This window comes from Lentibacillus salicampi (assembly GCF_004565465.1).
Taxonomy (GTDB): domain Bacteria; phylum Bacillota; class Bacilli; order Bacillales; family Amphibacillaceae; genus Lentibacillus; species Lentibacillus salicampi.
Map to the genome: position 1 here is coordinate 37,856 of NZ_SRHY01000015.1, position 24,225 is coordinate 62,080.

The window sequence follows — 24,225 nt, forward strand, 5'->3', positions numbered from 1 at the left end:
GATGAACCATACTGAAGAATTAACGCGTTATACGGCAAATTTTGTTGATGAGCTTGCGGCAAACGGACTGACCGATGTTGTTATTTCACCCGGGTCCCGCTCTACACCCCTGGCTATGACGATAGCTGAGCACCCTGAGTTGGAGCATTGGGTGGTGATTGATGAACGTTCGGCTGCTTTTTTTGCATTGGGAATGGCCAAAAAGAAGCAGCATGCCGTCGCCCTTGTTTGTTCATCAGGAACCGCTGCTGCCAATTATTATCCGGCGATGATTGAAGCCTTTTACAGTCGGGTGCCATTGGTTGTTTTGACTGCTGATCGACCACACGAATTGCGTGATACCGGCGCACCGCAGGCAATCGACCAAATCAGGCTATACGGTGATTATGCCAAATGGTTCCATGACATGGCGCTGCCGCAAGTGGAAGGAAGCATGCTCACTTATGCGCGGGGTAAAGCATCGCGGGCGGTTAATACGGCAAAAGAAAACAACCCAGGCCCCGTTCATTTGAATTTTCCATTCCGCGAGCCATTAATTCCCGACTTTTCACTGGAAAATGTGTGGGGTGCACGAGGCGAAAAACCTTTTTACGCTAACGTTGACGGGAAGCGAAGACTACGTCAGGAACAGTTGGAAACGCTCAAGAGCACATGGCAGTCTTTTCAAAGAGGGCTAATTGTCTGCGGACCGCAAACTGATCGAGCGTTTGCTGCTGCTGTGACCGAGTTGGCTGCAGCCTGGCAGGTACCGATTCTGGCTGATCCGTTATCACAAATAAGGGCAGGCGGGCATTCTAAAGATGTGGTGATTGAAAGCTATGATACAATCTTAAGAAGTGAATCCATCCGGAAACAGCTTCAGCCTGATTTTATCATTCGCTTTGGGGCTATGCCGGTTTCTAAACCATATCTTTTCTATGTGAAGGAGCATGGTGACATCCCACAGTTTGTAGTGGAAAATGCAGCCGGGTACCGCGAGCCTGCTGGTAACAAGACAGAAATGATTTATGCCGATGCCACATGGTTGTGCAGGGATTTGGCATCGATGACGGACGAGGCATTTGATGCGGACTGGCTGCAAACCTGGCAGCAAATGAATCAGACCGCCAAAGGCCATTTATTGGAACCTGATAATACGGATGCTGTCACGGAAGGGGAGGCTGTCCGCTGTCTCTTGGATGTGATTCCGGATAAAAGTAGTATCTATGTCGGGAACAGTATGGCCGTACGGGATTTGGACACATTTTTTATGTCCACTCCTAAGTCGGTGGAGGTGCTGGCAAACCGCGGGGCCAATGGTATTGACGGTATGGTTTCAAGCGGAATGGGAGCAGCAGCTGCGAGTGGAGCTGTCACGCTTCTGCTTGGTGATTTGTCCTTTTTCCATGACATGAACGGGCTTCTGGCGGCCAAACATCACGGGCTGAATATTACGATTCTTGTGGTCAACAACAATGGTGGCGGTATTTTTTCATTTTTACCGCAAGCCGGCCATGAAGCCCATTTTGAAGCGTTATTCGGCACACCGTTGGACATTGCGTTCGAGCAAGTGGCTGACCTTTACGGGGGAACCTATCGACAGCCTTTAGGTGAAGCTGCATTGAAACAGGCGTTGGACGAAAGTTATCACGATCACGGCCTGTCTATTATTGAAGTGAAAACAGACCGTACTGCAAACTTGGAATGGCACCGTGACAAATGGCAGCAGATTGAAGACGCACTTCGATCGGACAAGGAATGATAACGTGTATTTGACGATAAATGACACTGATTACTGGTATGAACTGAATGGTGAAGGAGAGCCGGTTGTCCTCTTGCATGGCTTCACCGGCACGGGTGGCACATGGTCAGACATGGTTTCCGGCTGGCTGGAGGATTTTCAGACACTTACCATTGATATGCCTGGCCACGGAAGGACAAAGCAAGGTCCGAACAGAACCATGGACGATTTTTGCCGAGATTTAGCCGGTTTGCTGGAGGTCCTACAATGGAAAAAAGTCCACCTGATTGGCTATTCGATGGGCGGGCGCGCCGCTCTGTCATTTACACTTGTTTTTCCTGAACGAGTAAAGTCCCTGACATTGGAAAGCGCCTCGCCGGGATTGGCTGATGCAGAAGCGCGGCAAAAACGCCGTCAGCATGATGAGAAGTTGGCGCAGCGGATTGAAACAGGCGGAATCAAAGCGTTCGTCGATTATTGGGAGAATATCCCGCTTTTTCAGTCCCAAAAACAATTGCCGGCAGTCATAAGGAAAGGCATTCGTCAAGAGCGCCTGTCTCAATCAGCAGAAGGGCTCGCCCGGTCACTCCGGTTGATGGGGACAGGATCACAGCCTTCGTGGCAGGAAGAGCTTCCAAATCTGACTCTTCCGGTTTTGCTGCTGGCCGGCGCATACGATCAAAAATTTATTAATATGAATCAATCGATGGCAAAACGTATGCCATCCGCTGAACTTACCGTTGTTCAACATGCCGGTCATGCAATTCACGTGGAACAGCCAGCGATTTTTGGTAAAATCGTAAGTGGATTTCTAAAATCTGTCGAAACTGGCCGTACATAGCCATGAATTAAAGGAGGATAACGATGACAGTACAATGGGAAGAAGCGAAAAAGTACAGGGAAATTATTTACGAAAAGTATAATGGTATTGCCAAAGTGACTATGAATCGTCCGGAAAAGCACAATGCGTTTACACCGCTGACCGTCAATGAAATGATTGATGCGTTTGCGGATGCGCGGGACGACTCGTCAATTGGAGTCATTATATTAGCAGGTGCAGGGGACAAGGCATTCTGTTCTGGTGGCGATCAAACCGTTAGAGGGCATGGCGGATATGTTGGTGAAGACCAGGTGCCACGCTTAAATGTTCTGGACCTCCAGAGACTGATGCGGACGATTCCGAAGCCTGTTGTTGCCATGGTTTCCGGCTATGCAATCGGCGGCGGTCATGTGCTGCATGTCGTTTGTGACCTGACCATTGCGGCTGATAATGCCGTCTTCGGACAGACCGGTCCGAAAGTAGGCAGTTTTGATGCAGGTTATGGTGCCGGCTTGCTGGCGCGGATGGTTGGTCATAAACGTGCCCGGGAAATCTGGTACTTATGCCGCCAGTATAATGCCAATGAAGCATTTGAAATGGGACTGGTGAATACCGTTGTACCGCTGGAAAAACTGGAAGAGGAAACATTGCAGTGGTGTGAAGAAATGCTGCAAAAATCGCCGACTGCCCTCCGTTTCCTGAAAGCCTCGTTCAACGCAGATACAGACGGGCTGGCCGGACTGCAGCAAATGGGCGGCGATGCGACATTGCTTTATTATACAACGGACGAAGCAAAAGAAGGCCGCGATGCGTTTAAAGAAAAACGGAAACCGGATTTCAAGCAATTCCCGCGCTTTCCGTAATTGGCAACGTTACTTTGAAAAAAGCCTTTGCTGCTCGCCAGCAAAGGCTTTTCATTAACAGGTTAATGACCGCTGTGCCTATAAAATTCTATCATTATTATGAAAGCAGGTAGTCAATATGGCTGAAATGATTCCCCACTGGCTGACAAAACAGGCTGATCTGGCCCCTGATCAAACCGCAATAGAGCTTACGGACGGAACAACATATACATTTCTGGAATTAAAAGAAAAGAGTCAATCCTTTGCCCGAAAACTAAGGGGACTGGGTGTTCAAAAAGGATCAAAGGTTGGAATACTGTCCGGCAACCACATCGATATGGTGGTTGCCATCCATGCGTTAACTTATCTTGAAGCGGTGGCAGTGATGCTGAATACTCGGTTAACGAAACAGGAACTGAACTACCAGCTCAACGATGCAGAAGTTGAACTAGTTCTCGCGCAGAATAACGGCGAGGAGCTGGTTGCAGCAATAGCGACTTTTACTGAAGTCCGGAATGTTCATGAACAACAGGGTGAGCTATGTACGGAAATAAATCTGGACGCAGGATTTACGATTATTTACACTTCAGGTACGACCGGTTTTCCAAAAGGTGTCGTCCATACATACGGTAACCACTGGTGGAGTGCTGTTGGATCAATGTTGAATCTCGGTCTCAATAAACAGGATAAGTGGCTGGGTGCCGTTCCCATGTTTCATGTCAGCGGCTTATCGATTCTATTGCGAAGTGTCATCTACGGTATCCCGGTTTACATGCTGGAGACATATGATAAAAATCTATTTCATGAAGCGCTTATGTACAAAGGTGTTACCATTGCTTCTGTCGTTACGGTGATGCTCAAAGATCTCATCAATCAGTTGGGTGATGACCGGTATCCCGATACGCTTAGGTGCTTGCTGCTTGGTGGCGGTCCTGCACCGGAAGCATTGCTTGAGGAGGCGAAAGCCCGTCAGTTGCCTGTTTTTCAATCATACGGTATGACGGAAACATCTTCACAAATCGTAACCCTCAGCCCAGGCAAAGCACTGGCAAAAATCGGCTCATCCGGTAAACCACTGTTTCCTGCCCGATTGAAGATTAACGCATTTCCCGGTGAAGTTGGGGAAATTTTAGTCAAGGGTCCGATGGTCACAAACGGCTATTTCAATAACGATAAGGCAACCCAGAAGGCCATTCAGGACGGCTGGCTGGCAACGGGTGATTTGGGCTATATAGACCAGGAAGGATTTTTATACGTTGTTGACCGGCGAAAAGATTTAATTATTTCCGGCGGTGAAAATATATACCCGACGGAAATTGAAAAGGCCCTGACTATGCTTGATGGGATTCGTGAAATTGGTGTTGTTGGAAAAGCGGATGAGAAGTGGGGCGAAATTCCAGTTGCTTTTGTAGTGGCCGATGATCCGGCTGTTTCAGCGGATGACATTTCAGCGTTTGCCGGAAACCATCTTGCTGGCTATAAAATACCAAAAGAAATTTATTTTGTGGATGAATTACCACGGAATGCCTCTAATAAACTTGTAAGAATCAAGTTACAAAATTATCTTATTGATAATGATTTTCAAAGTCATTGACTTACAGGCTAAAACCAAATAAACTGTAGGTAGAAGATTAAGTTGATAATGGACTTGAATATACATTAGGGAAAGATTATGTACGACATAGGGAGAGATTCCGATGCAGATGTTATCAGCGAAGGATTTGACACTCGGATATGGTGACGACATCATAATCGATGACTTAAACATAACCATTCCTAAAGGAGAAATCACCGTCTTTATCGGCAGCAATGGCTGTGGAAAATCCACGTTGCTTCGTTCACTGGCACGCTTGTTAAAACCCAAAGGCGGTGATGTTGTGCTTGATGGGGAAAACATTGCGAAGATGGGCACGAAAGATGTGGCCAAACAACTTTCTATTTTGCCGCAGGGTCCAGCGACACCTGATGGTCTGAGTGTTATGGAATTGGTGAAACAGGGGAGACACCCTTATCGCGGCTTTATGAAGCAATGGTCAAAGGAAGATGAAAATGCTGTCCACCATGCACTTGAAGCGACGAACATGCTGGCCTTCAAAGATCGTCCGGTTGATTCATTATCAGGTGGCCAACGGCAGCGTGCTTGGATTGCGATGACCCTTGCCCAGGAAACGGACACTATTTTGCTGGATGAACCGACGACATATCTGGATATGACACACCAGATTGATGTTCTTGATCTTTTGTTCGATCTGAATGAAAAAGACGGACGGACAGTTGTCATGGTGCTGCATGACTTAAATCTTGCCTGTCGTTATGCTCATCATATTGTTGCTATCAAAGATAAGGATGTTTTTGCACAGGGAAGACCGGAAGAAATTGTCACGTGCAACTTAGTGCATGACGTCTTTCAAATGAAGTGTGATGTGACTTTTGATCCGATGTTCGGCACGCCGATGTGTATTCCGCATGGAAGAGGACGCTGTATATTGGCTGAAAAGGCCGGGCTTCAACAGTCAGCCGCTAATTGAATAAGATAACGCACCCCGCTGGTCTGAACGGACTGACGGGTTTTTTTAATAAAATTTTCGGCTATATGAAGCTCTTTGTCAGCAATGGCCATGTGCAGTTCCAGCGTCTACCCCCTCGAGGTTCTAAGCAATCATTTTACGTGGCAAAACCCACCACTACAAATTCTTGCTTAAGCTTTTCAGGGGTGAATAAGGTTCCCTGCGCTTTTCTTACCTACCTGTACTACCTGCATCGGGCGCAGAATATGCAATTAATGTATCATAAAGTCTTCCTGTTTGAGGCACGTTAATAACGGGAGGTGCTGGATCATGAAAAATAAATATTATGTCAATTTAGGAAGCCAGGAGATTTCGCAAATCAAATACGACAATAATGACGCACTGATTATTTTTGCCACTGATGACGAGATTCGAACATTGAGAGGTAAACTGGATGGGATGCATGATTCTGATATGCGGTCTTTTTTCCGATCTCATGTACCGATCATGCCATACCACAATGATAAACCGAATGACGATTACGATGTTGGTGTAACAGAAGCGTTTCAAATGATTTATGAACTCGGGGATAAAGAAACCAAAAAACACATTGATGACATAGGTATTTTAACAGATAGCCGAATGTGATGAAAAACAGGAATAAGAAAAAAACGCTTATTCCTGTTTTGATGTTTAGCCAGACACTAAAAAGAGGAATAATATACCATAAATAGGCTTATACATTATAGAGGGAGGGCTAAACGGTGATCAATCATAAGGGGTTCAGGTATACAAGCTTCGTTTTAGGAATGGCCATCGTACTATCCGTATCCATTATTATGCCATCAAGTGCACAACAAGTGTACTCAACCAATACATCATCCCAAAGTCATCAACTGTCCGAAGTAGCATGGTCAAATGGGGTAAAGGAGACACCAGAATCGGTGAAAGATAACGTTCAACACGACCTTTCCCATGAACAAATTACCTCCATGACTGATCAATTTATGGACAATCTTTTACAAGAAACGGATAATCGGAATAAAGTGATCCATTATGATACGAAAAGTGATCTGCTAGGCGAATTTGAAAAAATTGCGGCAAAAGAAGTGGCTTCCAAGTATGTCCAGTATTATTTTGATGAACAATCTGACGGACTATATATCAAACCAACGGAAACGCCGCCATGGTTTCAAGAACAACATGACTATGATAAGATAAAAAAAGATGACAATACGGTGGAAGTTGTCCAGACGAATCAGACCGACCTGTACGGAACATACACCGTAACATTTGAATTCACGTGGGAAGATAATCAATGGACGATAACCAGTATTGATCACAATTAAATTGAACGAATGATGAAAGCAGTTGAAAACATGTATCGATTTACAGATTATTATCGTAATGACGTAACACTATCATTTGATGACCATCCTTTCTCCCGGGACCCGAAACACGTGTGGGTTATATGTCGTCATAACGGTAAGTGGCTTTTGACGAAACATAAGGAGCGCGGTCTGGAGTTTCCGGGCGGCAAGGTTGAGGAAAATGAAACCGCAAAAGAGGCAGCAATTCGGGAAGTGAAGGAAGAGACTGGCGGTATAGTTGAATCTATCCGATATGTTGGCCAATACATTGTCGCTGGTAAAGGTGCCACAATCATTAAGAATGTTTATTTTGCGGAAATTAGGGAGCTGACCCTACAGGGGAGCTATTATGAAACAGAAGGCCCTGTTCAGCTTGCCAAAATTCCAACGAATGTTAAACGAAATATGCAATATAGCTTTATTATGAAAGATGACGTATTAAAGCACTGCATGAAATTTATCGGTAAACAAAGGAAAAGGAACCGGTAATAGTCCAGGAGGTTCCGTTTTGGGAGAGGGAGTAGTAATAATGTATTATTTAGGGATGCAAATCACAGATGGTTTAGTATCTCTTTTTTGGTAAAATAGTCTAAATATAGAAGCCTTTATGTTTACATAAGTATTCTTCCAACAGCGGGCGCAATTGTGGAATAACATACAAAATAATAATATTTCAAAAACGCTCAGATGACGGTGATTATCCCCAAAAGCCAGGTGTTTCCTCTAACTTTCAGGGGGGTACCTATGTCTGAGCATTTTTGTTTGCTATTTTTGATTGTTATTTTACAGATGAAAAGGATGCCAGCCAGGTGTTTTATCCTTGATATTAGCATTTTCTTTCCCGGAACTGCATCCTTTATGATCCCATCTGATCCTTTCCTTTGAATAAGACTTATTTGGTATGCTTAATCAAAAATGTTTCGATGCGCTCAATGATTTTATACATCACGGCAGCAAAAATAGAGATGAGGATTAGGCTTGACATGACAAGTGAAAAGTCGAATACTTGGAAGCCATAAACGATCAGATAACCCAGTCCTTCGTTGGAAACGAGAAATTCCCCGACGACGACACCTACCCATGACAGTCCGACATTCACTTTAAGCGTCGAAATCATAGCTGGAATAGTGGCCGGAAACACAGCTTCCTTAAAAATTTGGCCGCGTGATGCCTTGAAACTTTTCAATACTTTCACATAGTTTGGGTCGACTTCCCTGAACGCCGAATAGACCACTAATGTCGTAATCACGACGGAAATGATGGCTCCCATGGTAATTATCGATAAATAGCCGGGACCTATGGCTACGATGATAATCGGCCCCAATGCAACTTTAGGCATGGCATTCATGACAACCAAATAGGGATCCATAATGTTGGATAACCGCTCGGATGACCATAAGACAGTTGCCATGATAATGCCAAGAATGGTCCCGATCAGAAATCCCAAAACTGTTTCAAACAGCGTCACCTGCAGATGAGTAAGCATTGACCCATCTGAAAATTTGTCTAACAGGACGCTGTAAATTTCAGAAGGGGAACTGAATATGAGCGGATCAATCCAGTACATGCTGCTGGCTAATTCCCAGAATCCGAAAAACGAAACGAGTATAATCAGCTGCAGGACAAGAACGAATTTTTTCTCGCGCTTTAGGTTACGCTGATAATTTTCAAACAATTGATGATCGGATTCATGTTTCATTTGGGGATTCCACCACCTCATGTTGCAGCGAATTCGCTTCATTTTTGTTAAGTTTTTCCCATATTTTATCAAACAGAATTTGATATTTTGGATGCCGTCGTACGAGAAACGGCTTTTCATTACGAAGCTCCACAGGCACTTCAAACGTTTTGGCAATCGAACCCGGATTGGCATCCATCAGCAAAATGCGGTCACTCATCGCAATGGCTTCACCAATATCGTGTGTCACGAGAATCGATGTTTTACTGTATAAACCAAGTAGCTCCCAGACAAGATCCTCCAGTTTTAATCTGGTTTGATAGTCGAGGGCTGAAAAAGGTTCATCAAGCAACAAAATTTTGGGATTGGTGATTAAGGTTCTAACGAGTGCAACCCGCTGCCGCATCCCGCCGGATAGGGAGTCCGGATAGTCTTCAGTAATGCCGGATAATCCGACCTGATTCAGCAGATCCACTGCATTTTTCTTTGTTTCTTCTGACTGGTCATGACTGATTTTGGGTCCAATCAATACGTTATCGATAATCGATTTCCACGGGAATAAATAATCCTGCTGCAGCATATATCCGATATCTAGTTCAGCCTGTTGCAATGGCTGATCATTCACATAGATTTCTCCGGCGGTGTGTTCGATAATACCTGCAATGATGGAGAGTATCGTTGATTTTCCGCACCCGCTTGGGCCCAGAAGTGCAACAAATTCACCTTCCTTAATCGAAAACGTAATATCGTCGAGTGCCTTTGTGAAATTTTTTTTGGAGAAATAATGATGTGATACATGATCTAAGGTAAGAAATGACATACGTTCTCCTCCTTAGTTTCCAATGACTTCCTCAGCTATCTTTGTGTTGATAAGTTCATCATACGGAACATCTTCCGGTAATTCCCCGGCTTCATCCATAATGTCTTTCAGGTTATTCCACTCTTTTTTACCAAGAATCGGATCTGTGGCGAAGGAATCCTGGCTCTTGTAGCGGTCAATGGAAGCGGCGAGCATTTCCGGTTCAGTATCTTCAAAATACGGCTGGATCGTTTCAGCGATTTCTTCTGCACTGTGTTCCTGTACCCATTGCTGGGCTTTGTAGACCGCTTTCGTAAAGCTTTTGACCGTTTCTTTGTTTTCGTTCATAAAGCTTTCTTTTGCCATAAAAGTCGTATATGGAACATGGCCCGATTCCTTTCCAAACGAAGCGATAATATGTCCTTTCCCTTCTTTTTCAAACGTGCTTGCAGTCGGTTCGAACAGCTGGACATATTCGGCGTCACCGGAAGCAAATGCACCCGGGATATTCGCGAAATCAACATTTTGAATCAGATTTAAATCGGCATGCGGATCAATATCATGCTGCTTGAGCACATACTCTCCGACCATTTGCGGCATACCACCGACACGCTGTCCAAGAAATGTACTGTTTCTGAGATCTTCCCATTTGAAGTCAGGTTTCGGTGCCTTGGCAACCAGAAATGTGCCGTCTGTCTGCGTCAATTGGGCAAAATTAATGGCTTTGTCCTTTGACTCCTGGGCCTGAACGTAAATGGAAGTTTCCGATCCGACAAGTGCAATATCTGCACCGTCCGAAAGCAATGACGTCATGGTTTTATCGCCGCCCCATGTTGTCTGAAGTTCAATGGCGAGCCCTTCTTCTTCAAAAAAGCCTTTTTCAATCGCAACGTATTGGGGGGCATAAAAGATTGAACGTGTCACTTCGGCCAATTGAATGTTGGACGTCTGACTGCCGGAGCCGCAAGCTGCTGTTATGATAAGTAGAAGGCTCGAAAATAAAGCAATGCAGAAACGTTTTTTCATAGTATTCGTCCCTTTCACATCAGAATGGTGTTATGTCAACATAGTTTATGCGCCCAGAGAAAATGTGTGAATGCCTATGAATAAAGAAACGTGATGTCGGATGCTAGAAGGTGGGAGGGGGGAGGCTTCCGCAAAAAAACCGGTCTCCATTCATGAGACCGGTTGCCAGCATAGAGCTGCCGATATTTTCCTTCATATATTAAATCCTTTTGGGATGAGGAAACACGTTTTGCAGAATGTACTTCAACTAACTAACCTTGGTATACCGGGCCCGCGTTTCGGATTGCGTCACTTGCCTGTGTGAATTTGCTAAAGTTGTTATGAAACTTATTCGCAAGCTCTTGTGCTTCGGTATCGTACGCTTGTTGATCGCCCCAGGCATTTCGCGGAACGAGCACTTCATCCGGTACCCCCGGTACATGCAGCGGGATATTCAGGCCAAAGATATCGTCTGTCACCGTTTCGATATTATTCAGTTCACCTTCCAAGGCCGCGTGTACCATTGCCCGGGTATACGAAAGCTTCATACGATTTCCGACACCATATGACCCCCCGGTCCAGCCAGTATTTACTAGAAAGACACTGGAACTGTACTGGTCGATTTTATCACCAAGCATTTCAGCGTATCTCGATGGCGCCAGCGGCAGGAACGGCGAACCGAAACAAGCGGAAAACGTTGCCTGGGGCTGTGTCACGCCTCGTTCTGTGCCAGCCAGTTTGCTCGTATAACCACTTAGGAAATGATACATCGCCTGTTCTTTGGAGAGTCTGCTGATTGGTGGCAGCGTACCCGACGCATCGGCTGTCAGGAAAATAATGGTGTTCGGGTGACCGGCAACACTAGGTGACACAATATTATCAATATTGTCCAGCGGGTAAGCTGCCCGTGTGTTTTCTGTCAGCGATGTGTCGTCATAGTCGGGTTCACGGGAGTCCTTGTCAAGGATGACGTTTTCCAGAACGGAGCCAAACCGGATCGCGTTGTAAATTTGTGGTTCTTTTTTTTGCGACAGATTGATACACTTGGCATAGCACCCGCCTTCAATATTAAAGATACCATTTGGGCTCCAGCCATGTTCATCATCACCGATCAGCCGCCGGTATGGATCGGCGGACAGGGTTGTTTTACCGGTTCCGGACAGCCCGAAGAATAACGCTACATCACCTTCCTGGCCGACGTTGGCCGAACAGTGCATTGACAAGATATCGTTTTGCGGGAGAAGATAGTTCATGACGGAAAAGATCGACTTTTTGATTTCACCGGCATATTCGGTTCCGCCGATCAGCACAATCCGCTTTTTAAATGAAATTAAGATAAACGTTTCGGAATTCGTTCCGTCAACTGCGGGATCCGCTTTGTATGTCGGGGCAGAAATGACCGTGAATCCCGTTTCATGGTTCTTCAATTCTTCATCAGTCGGTGTAATGAACAGCTGACGTGCAAACAGGTTATGCCACGCATATTCATTAATAACGTCAATTGGCAGGCGGTGGCTTGGGTCAGCACCGGCAAACCCTTTGAAATGGAACAGCTCCTGTTGATCATGCAAATAAGCGGTCACTTTTTTCAAAAGTTTGTCAAAGGATGCTTCATCGATGGAGCGGTTAATGTCACCCCAATCAATCAATTCATCACACATGTCGTCCCGTACAATGAACTTATCCTTCGGTGAGCGGCCCGTATACATCCCAGTGGTGGCACATACTGCACCGGTAGCACTAAGCACACCTTCGTTACGTTCAAGGATTTTTTCAGCTAATTTCGGTACTGCAAGGTTCGTCTGTATATTGTGATGCGTTAACAAATCTTTCGTTAAAAGGGCATCTTCTTCAGTTTTCATTTTGGATACCTGCCTTTTCGTGGATTCAATCAAACTTAACAATCATCATGACTTAATTTGATTATTAGTATAACACATTCGATATATTAGTCCATACTATTTTTGTAATTAATTATATGAAATTTTCATGTGAATGTTCAGTATCCGGTGAAACAGTTGACATCGCTCGGAGATTCCGATACGATTATTTCCGAACGGATACTCTCTTATTCAGAGTTGGTGGAGGGACAGACCCGATGAAACCCGGCAACCATCACAACGTGTGAAAAGGTGCTAATCTGATGCAAGGATCAGTCCTTGAACAATAAGAGCGAAAGGCCTCAGATTCCTTTCCTCATGATGCAGGGAAGGTTTTTTTGTTTTTATAACGTCAGAAAGTATAAGTTATGGATGAACTTGTAAGAAAACTGCTCATTCACTTGAAAAACGAGTGAATGCGAGTTTTTCTAAGGAATAAATTCGTCATGATCATATACTGAAAAAGAGTTCCGTACCAATTTGTAAGGGGGACATAGCCACATGGCTATAAACAAGCGTTTGTTCACATCTGAATCTGTGACAGAAGGGCATCCGGACAAGATTAGTGATCAGATTTCGGATGCGATATTGGATGAAATGCTGGCAAACGATCCAAATGCCCGTGTTGCGTGTGAAACAACAGTTACAACAGGAATGGTACTGGTATCGGGGGAGATCACCACAACAACATATGTGGATATTCCGGCGATTGTCAGGCAGACCATTAAAGATATCGGCTACACTCGGGCAAAATACGGTTTTGACGCTGAAACATGTGCTGTGCTAACGGCAATCGATGAACAGTCACCTGATATTGCCAGCGGCGTTGATACGGCATTGGAAGAACGGCAAGGAAAAATGAGCGATGAAGAAATCGCCTCCATTGGTGCAGGTGACCAAGGGCTGATGTTCGGATTTGCCTGCAATGAAACAGAGGAACTGATGCCGCTGCCGATTTCGCTGGCGCATAAGTTGGCAAAACGGCTTGCAGATGTCCGCAAAGAAAACATTCTGAATTATTTGCGTCCTGATGGGAAAACCCAAGTTACCGTTGAATATGATGAACATGATCAGCCAGTCAGAATTGATACCGTCGTTATCTCCACACAGCATCATCAGGATATGACAACAGAACAAATTGAGAAAGATCTGATTGAACATGTCATTCGGCCGGTTGTTCCGGTGAGTCTGCTGGATGAAACCACGAATTATATCATTAACCCGACAGGCCGCTTTGTGATCGGCGGTCCACAGGGTGACGCAGGATTGACAGGAAGAAAGATCATCGTTGACACGTATGGCGGTTATGCGCGTCACGGCGGTGGTGCATTCAGCGGAAAAGATTATACAAAAGTTGATCGCTCGGCAGCGTATGCAGCACGCTATGTTGCCAAAAATATTGTGGCGGCTGAGTTGGCTAAAACGTGTGAAGTACAGCTTGCTTATGCCATTGGTGTCGCAGAGCCGGTGTCGATTTCCGTGAATACGTTTGGCACGGGCACTGTTGGTGAAGAAGAACTGGTCAAGGCGGTCCGGAAAGTATTTGATCTTCGTCCGGCTGGTATTATCCGGATGTTGGATCTGAAAAAGCCACTCTATAAAAATACCGCAGCATACGGCCATTTTGGGCGAACCGATATTTTATTCCCGTGGGAGAAAATCGATAAGACGGAAACGTTGCAGGCGCTCGTGAAAAGTGAATCGTGAAGCCCGGAAACAGGAAAAGGTGCGGCGGTGTCCGCATCTTTTTTCTTTGCAACGTCAGAATGTATAAATTATGGTTGACCTTATAAGAAAAACTTCGGCACTCGCTATAAGACGAGGCGAATGCCGAGTTTTTCTAAAAACCTTTTCGATGTAAAATCGTTCATTATATGAATCCTTGAGTAGGGTGCTTGTTTGTCAGGAAAACTTATTTTTGAGAAACTGAAAAAGTTAACGGCATTTCACGTATGTCCGCATCACTTATGATATAATTTTATAGCTGTGGTAAAAAAGAACGAGGAGAAAGTGAGGAATCAACATGTGCGGTTTTATTGGTATGATCCGCAATCATCCCATTACCCCAAATAACCAGAAGCAAGATTATTTTAAAAAGCAAAATAATATGGTGACACATAGAGGGCCTGATGACGAAGGGTATTATCATGATGATTATGTTTCGTTCGGGTTTAGACGGTTGAGTATCATTGATATTGACAGCGGACAACAGCCTTTGAGCTATGATGATGACAAATTTTGGCTAATCTTTAATGGCGAAATCTATAATTATGTCGAGTTGCGCAATGATTTACTGGAACAGGGTTTCCATTTTGCAACCGAATCAGATACAGAAGTGATTGCAGCCCTCTTTGCCAAACATAAAGAGCAGGCGTTTCGCTATTTGCGCGGCATGTTTTCCATCCTTGTCTGGGATAAAGAAAACGAAACATTGTATGGAGCTCGTGACCCGTTCGGCATTAAGCCGTTATTTTACCGTGAAACGGAAGAGGGGACCCTGTTTGCCTCAGAAAAGAAAAGTATGACAGTCATGATGGAAAATGAGGCAGTGGATTATGAAGCATTGCAGCATTATTTAAGTTTCCAATATGTCCCGGAACCTATGACCATGACAGAGGGCATCAAAAAAGTTGAGCCAGGTCATTATTTTGTTAAAAAACCGGGTCAGTCTGTGTCTTTCCATCGTTATTGGCATGCAACGTTCGCTCCAGTGCTGATGGATAAAAGTAATTGGGTCAGGCGCATTCAGGACGTGATGTACGATTCGGTGAAGATGCACATGCGCAGTGATGTACCGGTGGGTTCCTTTTTATCTGGAGGGATTGATTCGACCATTATTGTAGCCATGGCCAAAGAATACAACCCGAATATTAAGACATTTTCAGTCGGGTTTGAGCGTGAAGGCTATTCGGAAGTGGATGTTGCTAAAGAAACCGCTGATAAACTGGGGGTTGACAACATCGCCTATACGATTTCACCTGAGGAATATGTGGAAAAGCTTCCGAAAATTATGTGGCATATGGATGACCCCCTGGCAGATCCGGCGTGTGTGCCATTGTACTTTTTGGCACGTGAAGCACGTAAACACGTTACGGTTGCACTGTCCGGAGAAGGTTCCGATGAGTTGTTCGGCGGATACAACATTTATCATGAACCAGAGTCTTTGAAAATGTTCCAGTCGATTCCTGGACCGGCCAAAAGCCTTCTGTCAAAGGTCGCTGACGCTATCCCTGAAGGTGTTCGCGGCAAAAGCTTTCTTGAACGTGGGACAACCCCTTTGCAGGAGCGCTACATCGGGAATGCAAAAATGTTTGAGAACGATGAAAAACAGGGTCTTCTGAAGAATTGGAAGCAAGACTTGACCTATCAGCAAATAACAAGAAATCTGTTTGATGATGTCAGCCATTATCCGCTAGTCAGCCAGATGCAGTATGTTGACATTCATACATGGCTGCGCGGTGACATTTTATTAAAGGCAGATCGAATGACGATGGCAAACTCACTTGAGGTACGTGTGCCCTTTTTGGATAAAGAAGTGTTCCGCGTGGCCAGTGAAATACCAGTTGATTTGAAAATTGCTGATGGTACGACGAAACGCATTTTACGAGAAGCTTCCCGCGGGATCATACCGGATCACGTGCTTGATCGGAGAAAATTGGGATTCCCGGTGCCGATTCGTCATTGGTTAAAGAATGAGTTGAACGGTTGGGCAAAACAGCTGATTCATGAAAGTGAGACCGATTATTTGTTGTATAAGTCGTATGTTCTTGACTTGCTTGAAGCGCATTGTAAGGGAAAAGGAGATTACAGCCGTAAACTATGGACAGTTCTCGTATTTATGCTCTGGCATCAGATTTTTGTGGAAAAGAAATTTGATATTGATGAATTGAACCGGTCTGATCTGGCGGCTGAACATATTGTATAAGTGCGTGTTTTAAATCCTCACGTCTTAACATATTTATGAAGAGGCTGAGCAATGTTTATATTGGTGAAAACCATATGTAAGCTGGTGTATATAAGCCGCTCTCGATATATACTACTTTCCGTGGGCGGCTGGTGAGCCACCTCGCGCTAATGGGTTTCTTGTCGTATTGCAAGTGATTTCTGTGAAGCGGTACTCCTCGCAACTCGAAGCATACCCGTGGGAAGTATCGCTCTTTGCTGGGGGCTCACCTATGCCTTTTCCCACAGGAATCTTCGTAGATTCCCTCCGCTCGCTGATTAAAGGTTTCTCTTGTAGTACTTACCTTTTTCAATGTATGTGTTATAGACGCGTTCCATTTCCTGATAATCGGCTTTAGTCAAGTCCCGGACAACTTTCGCAGGTCTTCCGAGTGCAAGCGTGTGCGGCGGGATTTTTTTGCCGGGTGGTACAAGGCTTCCGGCGCCCACAAAAGCATACTCGCCGATTTCGGCCCCATCCAGAATGATTGAGCCCATACCGATCAGGGCGTGTTTGCGGATCATACAGGCATGCAGTGTTACCTGATGGCCGACAGTTACATAATCGTCTATTGTAACAGGCATATCCGGGCTCTGATGAACCAAAGACAAATCCTGAATATTGACGCCCTTTCCGATTCGTGTCGGCGCCACATCCCCGCGGATGACGGATTTGAACCAGATGCTTGACTGTTCGTCGATGGTCACATCACCTATAACATCGGCATCATGTGCGATGAAAACCGATTGATGAATGTCGGGTTGTTTATGTTTGTATGGCTGAATCATTTGAATCCCCCTCTAAAATGTGGTGATATAAATAGTATAGCAAATGTTTCGGACTCGAATCGAATGATCGGAGGAATGGGTGTTGAGTTACAGCATACCAAAGACACCACTGACATTAATGGCGGCTGTTTACCGCAAAATTTTCCCGGCCGTCAATGCAGAATTGAAATTTTGGGAGACACGGGCTCGCGAAATCCCTGATGAAGAACTGCGCAGACAGGCACTAGCAAGTATCGACTCAAAGCGATTCCATTGTCTGGGTGGGGCTGTTTATGCTTTACTTGCCGGTTACAGATGGCACGAGGCGATCCGTTTTATTGTGGCTTATCAGACCATCAGTGACTATTTGGATAACCTGTGCGATCGGAGCACATCAATGGATCCGGATGATTTTCGATTGCTGCATGAGGCGATGGCTGATGCTCTGACGGAGAAAAACCCGATTAAGCATTATTATGCATTACGTGCGGAACAGCGGGATGGTGAATATTTAGCCGATCTGGTGCGGACGTGTCAGAAAACAATGCGGCACTTGGACTCGTATCACGTGATCCACTGCCATTTGCTGGAACTGGAACAGCTTTATAGTGACTTGCAGGTGCATAAACATGTCAGGCTGGAAGAGCGGGTACCAAGGCTTGTGAACTGGTATCATGACCATACAGTTGATTCGCCGCTGTACTGGTATGAATTTTCGGCGGCTGCCGGATCGACGCTGGGGATTTTCTGCCTTGTCTCGTATGGACTGGGTAGAAAAATGACGGTAGGATTCGCGGAGACGATCACTGAAAGCTATTTTCCATTTATGCAGGGTTTACATATATTGTTGGATTATTATATTGATCAGGACGAAGACAGACGTGAGGGTGATTTGAACTTCTGTCATTATTACGACAACCAGAATCGCATGAAAAAGCGGCTGATTTATTTTATCAGACAGGCCGACAGTCATGTGCAGCATCTGCCTGACCACACGTTTCATGAGATGGTTCACCATGGACTGGTCGGGCTGTACTTAGGAGATCCAAAAGTGAAAAGTCTTGAAAACGGGTTGGACATAACCAGTGATTTACTGCGGGTAAGCGGGTATAAGGCACGGTTTTTTCACTGGAATACAAAACTGTATCACCGCATGACAAAAGCCCGGGCATGAACTGTGCCCGGGCTTCCCATGTTTTAATTTCTCTTTTGGATAGCCAGTATGAACGGGGGATCATTTTTTTGATTGATAAAGCCATAGTAGAGGACGTGATATAGCTTTTGATCAAGCAGGTGGACATAGCGCATAAGCTGCTCACGTTCCAGATCTCCGCCTTCATGTCCATGATAGACGACGAGTACGATCATACCATTTTGCTTCATATGTGACAGGATGCCTTCAATTGCCAATATTGTTGTCTCACTTTGGGTAATGATCGACTTATCACTGCCAGGTAGAAAGCCAAGGTTGAAAATTGCACCACCCAGCCTGGTCAATTGATCAACTGGTATATGATGGATGAAATTGCTGTGGCTGTCTTTTATAATCCTCGTATTCGTCAGGCCGTTTTGCCTCAGGCGTTCTTGGGTATTGGCAATCGCCTGATCCTGAATATCAAAGCCAAACACATGGCCTTCATCACCGACAAGCCGGCTGAGGAAAACAGTATCGTGACCGTTTCCGCATGTCGCGTCAATGACCGTGTCCCCCTGAATGACGGCCTCTTCCATTAAATGATGTGAATAGTTAATGATTCCTTTTAACATATTTGTGCGAACCTCGCTTTCCCATTGTTCATATTTTAGCATGAAAGGCAAACGATTGGGAAGAACTGGCTTTGTCATATCTTGACAAAATCCAACGTCTTGGTTAAACTTCAAACTATACAGGAATGAACGACGATGAAAAGGATCAGTAAGAAACTCCCACAGGTCAAGCGAGACAGTGGCTGGTGAAAACTGTCCCTGAGAGTTTGTGAACTCACCTTTAAGTTGCGAAGATGAATAGCAGTAATCTTTGCCGTCAACTCCGCGTTAAGGAAACAAGTGAGCGCGAGTAATGCGTTAATTTGGGTGGTACCGCGGGAGATAAACTTCTCGTCCCTTCGTTTGGGATGGGAAGTTTTTTCTATAGAACGATGCACGAGTTGTTAAAAATGAATAACAGGAGGAAGGCACATGAGTTTTAACCATCAGGAAATCGAAAAAAAATGGCAGGATTATTGGGCTGAACATCAAACATTTAAAACCAATACCTTTTCAGATAAGGAAAAAGTGTACGCACTGGATATGTTCCCGTATCCATCAGGAGCCGGCTTGCATGTCGGGCATCCTGAAGGCTACACAGCGACAGATATTTTTTCCCGTATGAAACGCATGCAAGGCTATGAGGTGCTTCATCCGATGGGCTGGGATGCTTTTGGTCTGCCAGCGGAACAATATGCGATTGATACCGGCAACAGCCCGGCTGAATTTACCGAACACAATATTGCAACTTTTAAACGGCAAATTAAAGAGCTTGGTTTTTCATATGACTGGAATCGTGAAATCAATACGACTGATCCCAACTATTATAAATGGACACAGTGGATTTTTACGAAACTTTACGAAAAAGGCCTTGCTTATATGGATGAAGTCCCGGTTAACTGGTGCCCGGCGCTTGGTACCGTACTTGCCAACGAAGAAGTAATTGACGGCAAAAGTGAGCGGGGTGGTCATCCGGTTGTCCGGAAACCGATGAAACAATGGATGCTGAAAATCACGGACTATGCAGATCGTCTTTTGGATGATTTGGAGGAACTGGACTGGCCGGAAAGCATTAAGGACATGCAGCGCAATTGGATCGGACGTTCTGAAGGCGCTGAAATTACATTTAACATTGATGGATATGATGAACAATTCACGGCCTTCACAACTCGTCCTGATACATTGTTTGGTGCTACGTATGCAGTGTTTGCGCCAGAACACCCATTAGTTGAGAAAATCGTAACATCGGAACAGCGGGATGCAGTTAACGCATATAGGAAAAAAATTGAAACAAAATCAGATCTTGAACGCACAGATTTGGCTAAAGAAAAAACCGGAGCATTTACAGGAGCTTATGCCATTAATCCGGCTAATCAAGAAAAAATGCCGATCTGGATTGCCGATTACGTCCTGATGGGCTATGGCAGCGGCGCGATCATGGCCGTCCCAGCCCATGATGAACGTGACTATGCATTCGCACAAACATTTGACCTGCCTATTAAAGAAGTCGTAGCTGGTGGGAATGTTGACAGGGAAGCCTTTACTGAGGATGGTGCGCATGTCAATTCCGATTTTTTGAATGGCCTGATGAAAGATGAAGCAATCGGCCAAATGATCGAATGGCTTGAGGATACAGGGAAAGGAACCGGAAAAGTGACTTATCGTCTCCGTGACTGGCTTTTCTCCAGACAGCGTTATTGGGGCGAACCCATCCCGATTATCCATTGGGAAGATGGTTCAATGACTGCTGTACCGGAAGAAAACCTGCCGCTTGAATTACCTGAACTGGATGAAGTCAAACCATCCGGTACAGGTGAATCTCCGCTTGCCAACAGTGACTGGGTTCATGTAACTGATCCGAAAACGGGCATGAAGGGGCGCCGGGAAACGAATACGATGCCGCAATGGGCCGGCAGCTGCTGGTATTTTTTACGGTTTATTGATCCAAACAACCCGGACCAGCTGGCAGACCCAAAAGCGCTTAAAGAATGGTTGCCGATTGACATTTATATCGGTGGTGCCGAGCATGCCGTCCTTCATTTGTTATACGCACGGTTCTGGCATAAATTCTTATATGACGTCGGTGTCGTGCCAACAAAAGAACCATTTATGAAGCTGTTTAACCAAGGTATGATTCTTGGGGAAGGCAATGAAAAAATGAGTAAATCCAAAGGGAATGTAGTCAACCCAGACGATATTGTATCATCACACGGGGCAGATACACTGCGTCTTTACGAAATGTTCATGGGGCCGCTTGATGCCGCTGTTGCTTGGTCCACTAAAGGGCTGGATGGCTCCCGTCGCTTTCTGGACCGGGTATGGCGCTTGGTGGTCAACGAACAGGGAGTTGTCTCTGAAAAGATTGTCGACACAAGTGAGGCGACGCCGCTTGAAAAAGTTTATCATGAAACTGTGAAAAAGGTGACCGGGGATTTCGAACACCTGCACTTCAACACAGGCATTTCGCAGTTAATGGTGTTCATTAATGAAAGTTATAAGGCAGATAAAATCCCCAAGGCGTATATTGATGGCTTTGTCAAAATGCTTTCACCTGTTGCACCGCACTTATCGGAAGAAATGTGGGAACTATTGGGGCATGAAGATACGATCACTTATGAGAAGTGGCCGGAATATGACGAATCCAAACTGGTGGAAGATGAGGTTGAAATTGTTATCCAAATCATGGGTAAGGTCCGTACGAAAATCCATGTGGCTAAAGACATTTCAAAAGAGGAACTTGAACAGAAGGCAATGGAAAATGAACGCATTCAGGAGCTGATAAAAGGGAAAACGGTTCGCAAAGTGATCGTGGTTCCCGGAAAGTTGGTGAATATCGTAGCAAATTGAATGTAAAGAAGGGATCTCAGCCTTAAATATGCCGGGATCCCTTTGTTTATACTGCCTGTAACTGGTAGTTGAACCAGGCAATACGGGCGAGCTGCCACTCAATGACTGATTCTGTTTCGGGCCTGCATGCATGATACAGGTCACATAGGCGTTGGTTCAGGGAAGCGTGGTTTTAACCTTTGTACAAAGACCGCGCTTTTCTTACGTAACATGAGTGAAAAAGAGGATACGTACTGAATGAAGGCTTCCTTTATTATGACGGGACCCATTCTGTTTTTAGGATAATCCATTGACCCTTTTCGTAATACCATAATGTTTCCACAGTTCCTAATTTGTCTGCTTGGTACGCACCACTGATTTGCTGATGGCTCTTCAGCCCGTATCCTTTACCTTCACTGATTTCAACAGGTTGGAAAAAAGCAATTGGTGCAATCATTGGTGACGTGTTATCAAGTAATTGTCCATTTTCATCATAGATGCCTAATTGTACGTATTCCGAAGACCGATCCTTAACATCGACGATAGTTGGTTCCTGTTCGTGATCAATTTGTATCGCCACTTTAAAATCATTTTTGAAGTCAGTTTTTATGAATTCCTGTTTTGGAAGTGGAATTTCTTCCAACTGGTTATTTTTCAACGTATGTAAATGATAATGGTGTGAATTACCGCTTCCACCGGCTGCACTTTGGAAAAATAGATCATTTACACCATCATGATTCAGGTCAAAGAATTGCATCTTAGGGTCGTAACCCCCCTCGTATGGAATTTTCCATTTCTTCTCCTCGTGATTTGAGACAGATGCCCATAGTTCAGCATAATAATCTGAGTCAGGTGCAAGGAATTTCCCTTTCATTTTTATCGTTTCTTCTGTGGAGTCGTCTGTCACATCTTTATTATACGTTGAAAGATGCTGTGGCGATGGCACGTTGTTTTCCTCCGCAGCAGTGTTTAAAGGTAAAGAAAATGTAAACAGGCTAATCAAGAGTAAATAGCGCATATAACAGTCACCTCAAGTGTTGGTTGTTCTATTTTGTGTCAGGCAGTTGCATACTATGCATTTCAAGCGTTATGATGAAGAGGTAAAATACTGATGAAGGGAGCAAGGCATGTGGATCCTATTCATAAAGTAACACCTGACGAAGTGAAAGAGATAAAGGAAGACAATGATACGATTATCGTGGATGTTCGCGAAAATGAAGAAGTAGCGCAAGGAATGATTGAAGGTGCCAGGCATATTCCACTTGATAAACTTCCGCATTCTGTAAACGAATTGGAGAAAGATAAGCATTACGTTTTTGTCTGCCGGTCCGGCAACCGAAGTATGATGGCAGCTTCTTTTATGGATGAACATGGATTTAAAGTTTCCAATATGGAAGGCGGCATGAAGGACTGGGATGGGGAAGTGATGGCCTAGCATTCCGATTCGAGTAATGATTTACCATCGTTAATATAATTTTATTCGGATTTACCGTTGACTTTTTTAATCTGCGGTAGTATTATAGATCTTGCTGTTGAAAACAGCCGCAAACAACTGACTTTTGAGGATAAAAAAAGTTGTTGACTTTGCTGTTGGAAGATGGTATATTAATTAAGTCTCTTTCGAGAGGCGACATTGAAATTGCTCCTTGAAAACTGAACAAAACAACCAGTATGACAAACAGATGTCAGAGGTAAGAGGTCGGAAGTCAAAATTTGATTTTGATGGAAGACCAATGAAACCCTGAATCAATTTTTAGCTAAGCCATGAAAGAGATTGATCGGTGTCAATCTCCTGAATCACAAGTCAAAAAGGAGAGTAAAAAGGACCGAGCAGTTCGAGGCGGCGCAGCTTGGAGTATCGGAGTGTATATCTTTAATACACGAGAAACGGAAAAGCAAGCCAACGATGAAATGCGATGTGTCATTTTTACCGGACTTTTTGACCTCCATACTTTATTGGAGAGTTTGATCTTGGCTCAGGACGAACGCTGGCGGCGTGCCTAATACATGCAAGTCGAGCGCGGGAAGCAGCGGGTCGCCCTTCGGGGCGTGCGCCTGTGGAACGAGCGGCGGACGGGTGAGTAACACGTGGGCAACCTACCTGTAAGACTGGGATAACTCGTGGAAACGCGAGCTAATACCGGATAACACTTCTGGCTGCATGGCTGGGAGTTGAAAGGCGGCATTTATGCTGTCACTCACAGATGGGCCCGCGGCGCATTAGTTAGTTGGTGAGGTAAGAGCTCACCAAGGCCACGATGCGTAGCCGACCTGAGAGGGTGATCGGCCACACTGGGACTGAGACACGGCCCAGACTCCTAC

Annotated in this window: 20 protein-coding genes, 1 rRNA gene, 1 riboswitch and 1 other annotated feature; of the genes, 14 read left to right on the forward strand and 7 right to left on the reverse strand. The window is 44.9% G+C overall.

Annotated elements, in window-relative coordinates; all coding sequences use genetic code 11:
- Position 1: 1 nt before the first annotated feature.
- The 8 genes from menD to ytkD all read left to right on the forward strand — a co-directional run bounded on the left by menD (position 2) and on the right by ytkD (position 7,748).
- Positions 2 to 1,741 carry a 2-succinyl-5-enolpyruvyl-6-hydroxy-3-cyclohexene-1-carboxylic-acid synthase gene (gene menD, locus E4U82_RS10405; protein ID WP_135110134.1) on the forward strand — a complete coding sequence of 580 codons (1,740 nt, stop codon included), beginning with the start codon at positions 2 to 4 and terminating at the stop codon, positions 1,739 to 1,741.
- Positions 1,742 to 1,745: 4 nt separating this feature from the next.
- Positions 1,746 to 2,561 (forward strand): 2-succinyl-6-hydroxy-2,4-cyclohexadiene-1-carboxylate synthase, encoded by an 816-nt coding sequence (gene menH / locus E4U82_RS10410; RefSeq protein WP_135110135.1) that lies wholly within the window; start codon positions 1,746 to 1,748, stop codon positions 2,559 to 2,561.
- Positions 2,562 to 2,584: 23 nt separating this feature from the next.
- Positions 2,585 to 3,403 (forward strand): 1,4-dihydroxy-2-naphthoyl-CoA synthase, encoded by an 819-nt coding sequence (gene menB, locus E4U82_RS10415; protein ID WP_135110136.1) that lies wholly within the window; start codon positions 2,585 to 2,587, stop codon positions 3,401 to 3,403.
- Positions 3,404 to 3,521: 118 nt separating this feature from the next.
- Complete coding sequence (locus E4U82_RS10420; RefSeq protein ID WP_135110137.1) at positions 3,522 to 4,976, forward strand: o-succinylbenzoate--CoA ligase; 1,455 nt, start codon at positions 3,522 to 3,524, stop codon at positions 4,974 to 4,976.
- Positions 4,977 to 5,079: 103 nt separating this feature from the next.
- The gene (locus tag E4U82_RS10425; protein WP_135110138.1) at positions 5,080 to 5,910 is read left to right on the forward strand and encodes an ABC transporter ATP-binding protein; all 831 of its coding nucleotides are present in this window, start codon (positions 5,080 to 5,082) and stop codon (positions 5,908 to 5,910) included.
- A 309-nt stretch (positions 5,911 to 6,219) separates the two neighbouring features.
- The gene (locus E4U82_RS10430) at positions 6,220 to 6,537 is read left to right on the forward strand and encodes a hydrolase (RefSeq protein ID WP_342447731.1); all 318 of its coding nucleotides are present in this window, start codon (positions 6,220 to 6,222) and stop codon (positions 6,535 to 6,537) included.
- A gap of 116 nt (positions 6,538 to 6,653) precedes the next feature.
- Positions 6,654 to 7,238 (forward strand): hypothetical protein, encoded by a 585-nt coding sequence (locus E4U82_RS10435; protein ID WP_135110139.1) that lies wholly within the window; start codon positions 6,654 to 6,656, stop codon positions 7,236 to 7,238.
- A 30-nt stretch (positions 7,239 to 7,268) separates the two neighbouring features.
- Positions 7,269 to 7,748, forward strand: coding sequence for an RNA deprotection pyrophosphohydrolase (ytkD, locus tag E4U82_RS10440; protein ID WP_135110140.1), 480 nt, complete (start codon positions 7,269 to 7,271; stop codon positions 7,746 to 7,748).
- 403 nt (positions 7,749 to 8,151) lie between these two features.
- Here ytkD and E4U82_RS10445 read toward each other — a convergent pair whose 3' ends face one another.
- The 4 genes from E4U82_RS10445 to pckA all read right to left on the reverse strand — a co-directional run bounded on the left by E4U82_RS10445 (position 8,152) and on the right by pckA (position 12,603).
- Positions 8,152 to 8,958, reverse strand: a complete 807-nt coding sequence (locus E4U82_RS10445; RefSeq protein WP_135110141.1) for an ABC transporter permease — start codon at positions 8,956 to 8,958, stop codon at positions 8,152 to 8,154.
- Positions 8,948 to 9,757: an ABC transporter ATP-binding protein gene (locus tag E4U82_RS10450; protein WP_135110142.1), complete on the reverse strand. Its 810-nt coding sequence runs from the start codon at positions 9,755 to 9,757 to the stop codon at positions 8,948 to 8,950. Before E4U82_RS10450 ends, E4U82_RS10445 begins: the two co-directional genes overlap by 11 nt.
- Before the next feature lie 12 nt (positions 9,758 to 9,769).
- A complete protein-coding gene (locus E4U82_RS10455; RefSeq protein ID WP_135110143.1) occupies positions 9,770 to 10,762 on the reverse strand; it encodes an ABC transporter substrate-binding protein in 993 nt (330 codons plus the stop codon).
- A 251-nt stretch (positions 10,763 to 11,013) separates the two neighbouring features.
- Positions 11,014 to 12,603, reverse strand: coding sequence for a phosphoenolpyruvate carboxykinase (ATP) (gene pckA, locus E4U82_RS10460; protein WP_135110144.1), 1,590 nt, complete (start codon positions 12,601 to 12,603; stop codon positions 11,014 to 11,016).
- 203 nt (positions 12,604 to 12,806) lie between these two features.
- Positions 12,807 to 12,914: riboswitch (SAM riboswitch) on the forward strand.
- 208 nt (positions 12,915 to 13,122) lie between these two features.
- On the opposite strand from pckA, the gene metK reads away from it, so the two are divergent.
- On the forward strand, positions 13,123 to 14,328 hold the full coding sequence (metK, locus tag E4U82_RS10465) for a methionine adenosyltransferase (RefSeq protein ID WP_135110145.1): 1,206 nt from the start codon (positions 13,123 to 13,125) through the stop codon (positions 14,326 to 14,328).
- Positions 14,329 to 14,644: 316 nt separating this feature from the next.
- On the forward strand, positions 14,645 to 16,546 hold the full coding sequence (asnB, locus tag E4U82_RS10470; protein ID WP_135110146.1) for an asparagine synthase (glutamine-hydrolyzing): 1,902 nt from the start codon (positions 14,645 to 14,647) through the stop codon (positions 16,544 to 16,546).
- A gap of 296 nt (positions 16,547 to 16,842) precedes the next feature.
- Here the strand turns inward: asnB and E4U82_RS10475 are convergent, their stop codons facing one another.
- Positions 16,843 to 17,352, reverse strand: coding sequence for a gamma carbonic anhydrase (locus tag E4U82_RS10475; RefSeq protein WP_135110147.1), 510 nt, complete (start codon positions 17,350 to 17,352; stop codon positions 16,843 to 16,845).
- 82 nt (positions 17,353 to 17,434) lie between these two features.
- On the opposite strand from E4U82_RS10475, the gene E4U82_RS10480 reads away from it, so the two are divergent.
- Positions 17,435 to 18,505: a tetraprenyl-beta-curcumene synthase family protein gene (locus E4U82_RS10480; protein ID WP_280688773.1), complete on the forward strand. Its 1,071-nt coding sequence runs from the start codon at positions 17,435 to 17,437 to the stop codon at positions 18,503 to 18,505.
- A 23-nt stretch (positions 18,506 to 18,528) separates the two neighbouring features.
- On the opposite strand, the gene mnmM is transcribed toward E4U82_RS10480, so the two are convergent.
- Positions 18,529 to 19,098 (reverse strand): tRNA 5-(aminomethyl)-2-thiouridylate-methyltransferase MnmM, encoded by a 570-nt coding sequence (gene mnmM, locus E4U82_RS10485; RefSeq protein ID WP_135110155.1) that lies wholly within the window; start codon positions 19,096 to 19,098, stop codon positions 18,529 to 18,531.
- Between the two features lie 126 nt (positions 19,099 to 19,224).
- Positions 19,225 to 19,439, forward strand: a binding site (T-box leader).
- A gap of 70 nt (positions 19,440 to 19,509) precedes the next feature.
- Here mnmM and leuS point away from each other — a divergent pair.
- Positions 19,510 to 21,924, forward strand: a complete 2,415-nt coding sequence (gene leuS / locus E4U82_RS10490; RefSeq protein ID WP_135110148.1) for a leucine--tRNA ligase — start codon at positions 19,510 to 19,512, stop codon at positions 21,922 to 21,924.
- 253 nt (positions 21,925 to 22,177) lie between these two features.
- On the opposite strand, the gene E4U82_RS10495 is transcribed toward leuS, so the two are convergent.
- Complete coding sequence (locus E4U82_RS10495; RefSeq protein ID WP_135110149.1) at positions 22,178 to 22,921, reverse strand: hypothetical protein; 744 nt, start codon at positions 22,919 to 22,921, stop codon at positions 22,178 to 22,180.
- A 111-nt stretch (positions 22,922 to 23,032) separates the two neighbouring features.
- Here E4U82_RS10495 and E4U82_RS10500 point away from each other — a divergent pair, with 111 nt between their 5' ends.
- Both E4U82_RS10500 and E4U82_RS10505 read left to right on the forward strand, forming a co-directional pair.
- On the forward strand, positions 23,033 to 23,338 hold the full coding sequence (locus E4U82_RS10500; protein ID WP_135110150.1) for a rhodanese-like domain-containing protein: 306 nt from the start codon (positions 23,033 to 23,035) through the stop codon (positions 23,336 to 23,338).
- A gap of 518 nt (positions 23,339 to 23,856) precedes the next feature.
- Positions 23,857 to 24,225: ribosomal RNA gene (locus tag E4U82_RS10505) — 16S ribosomal RNA — on the forward strand; the annotation flags it as partial.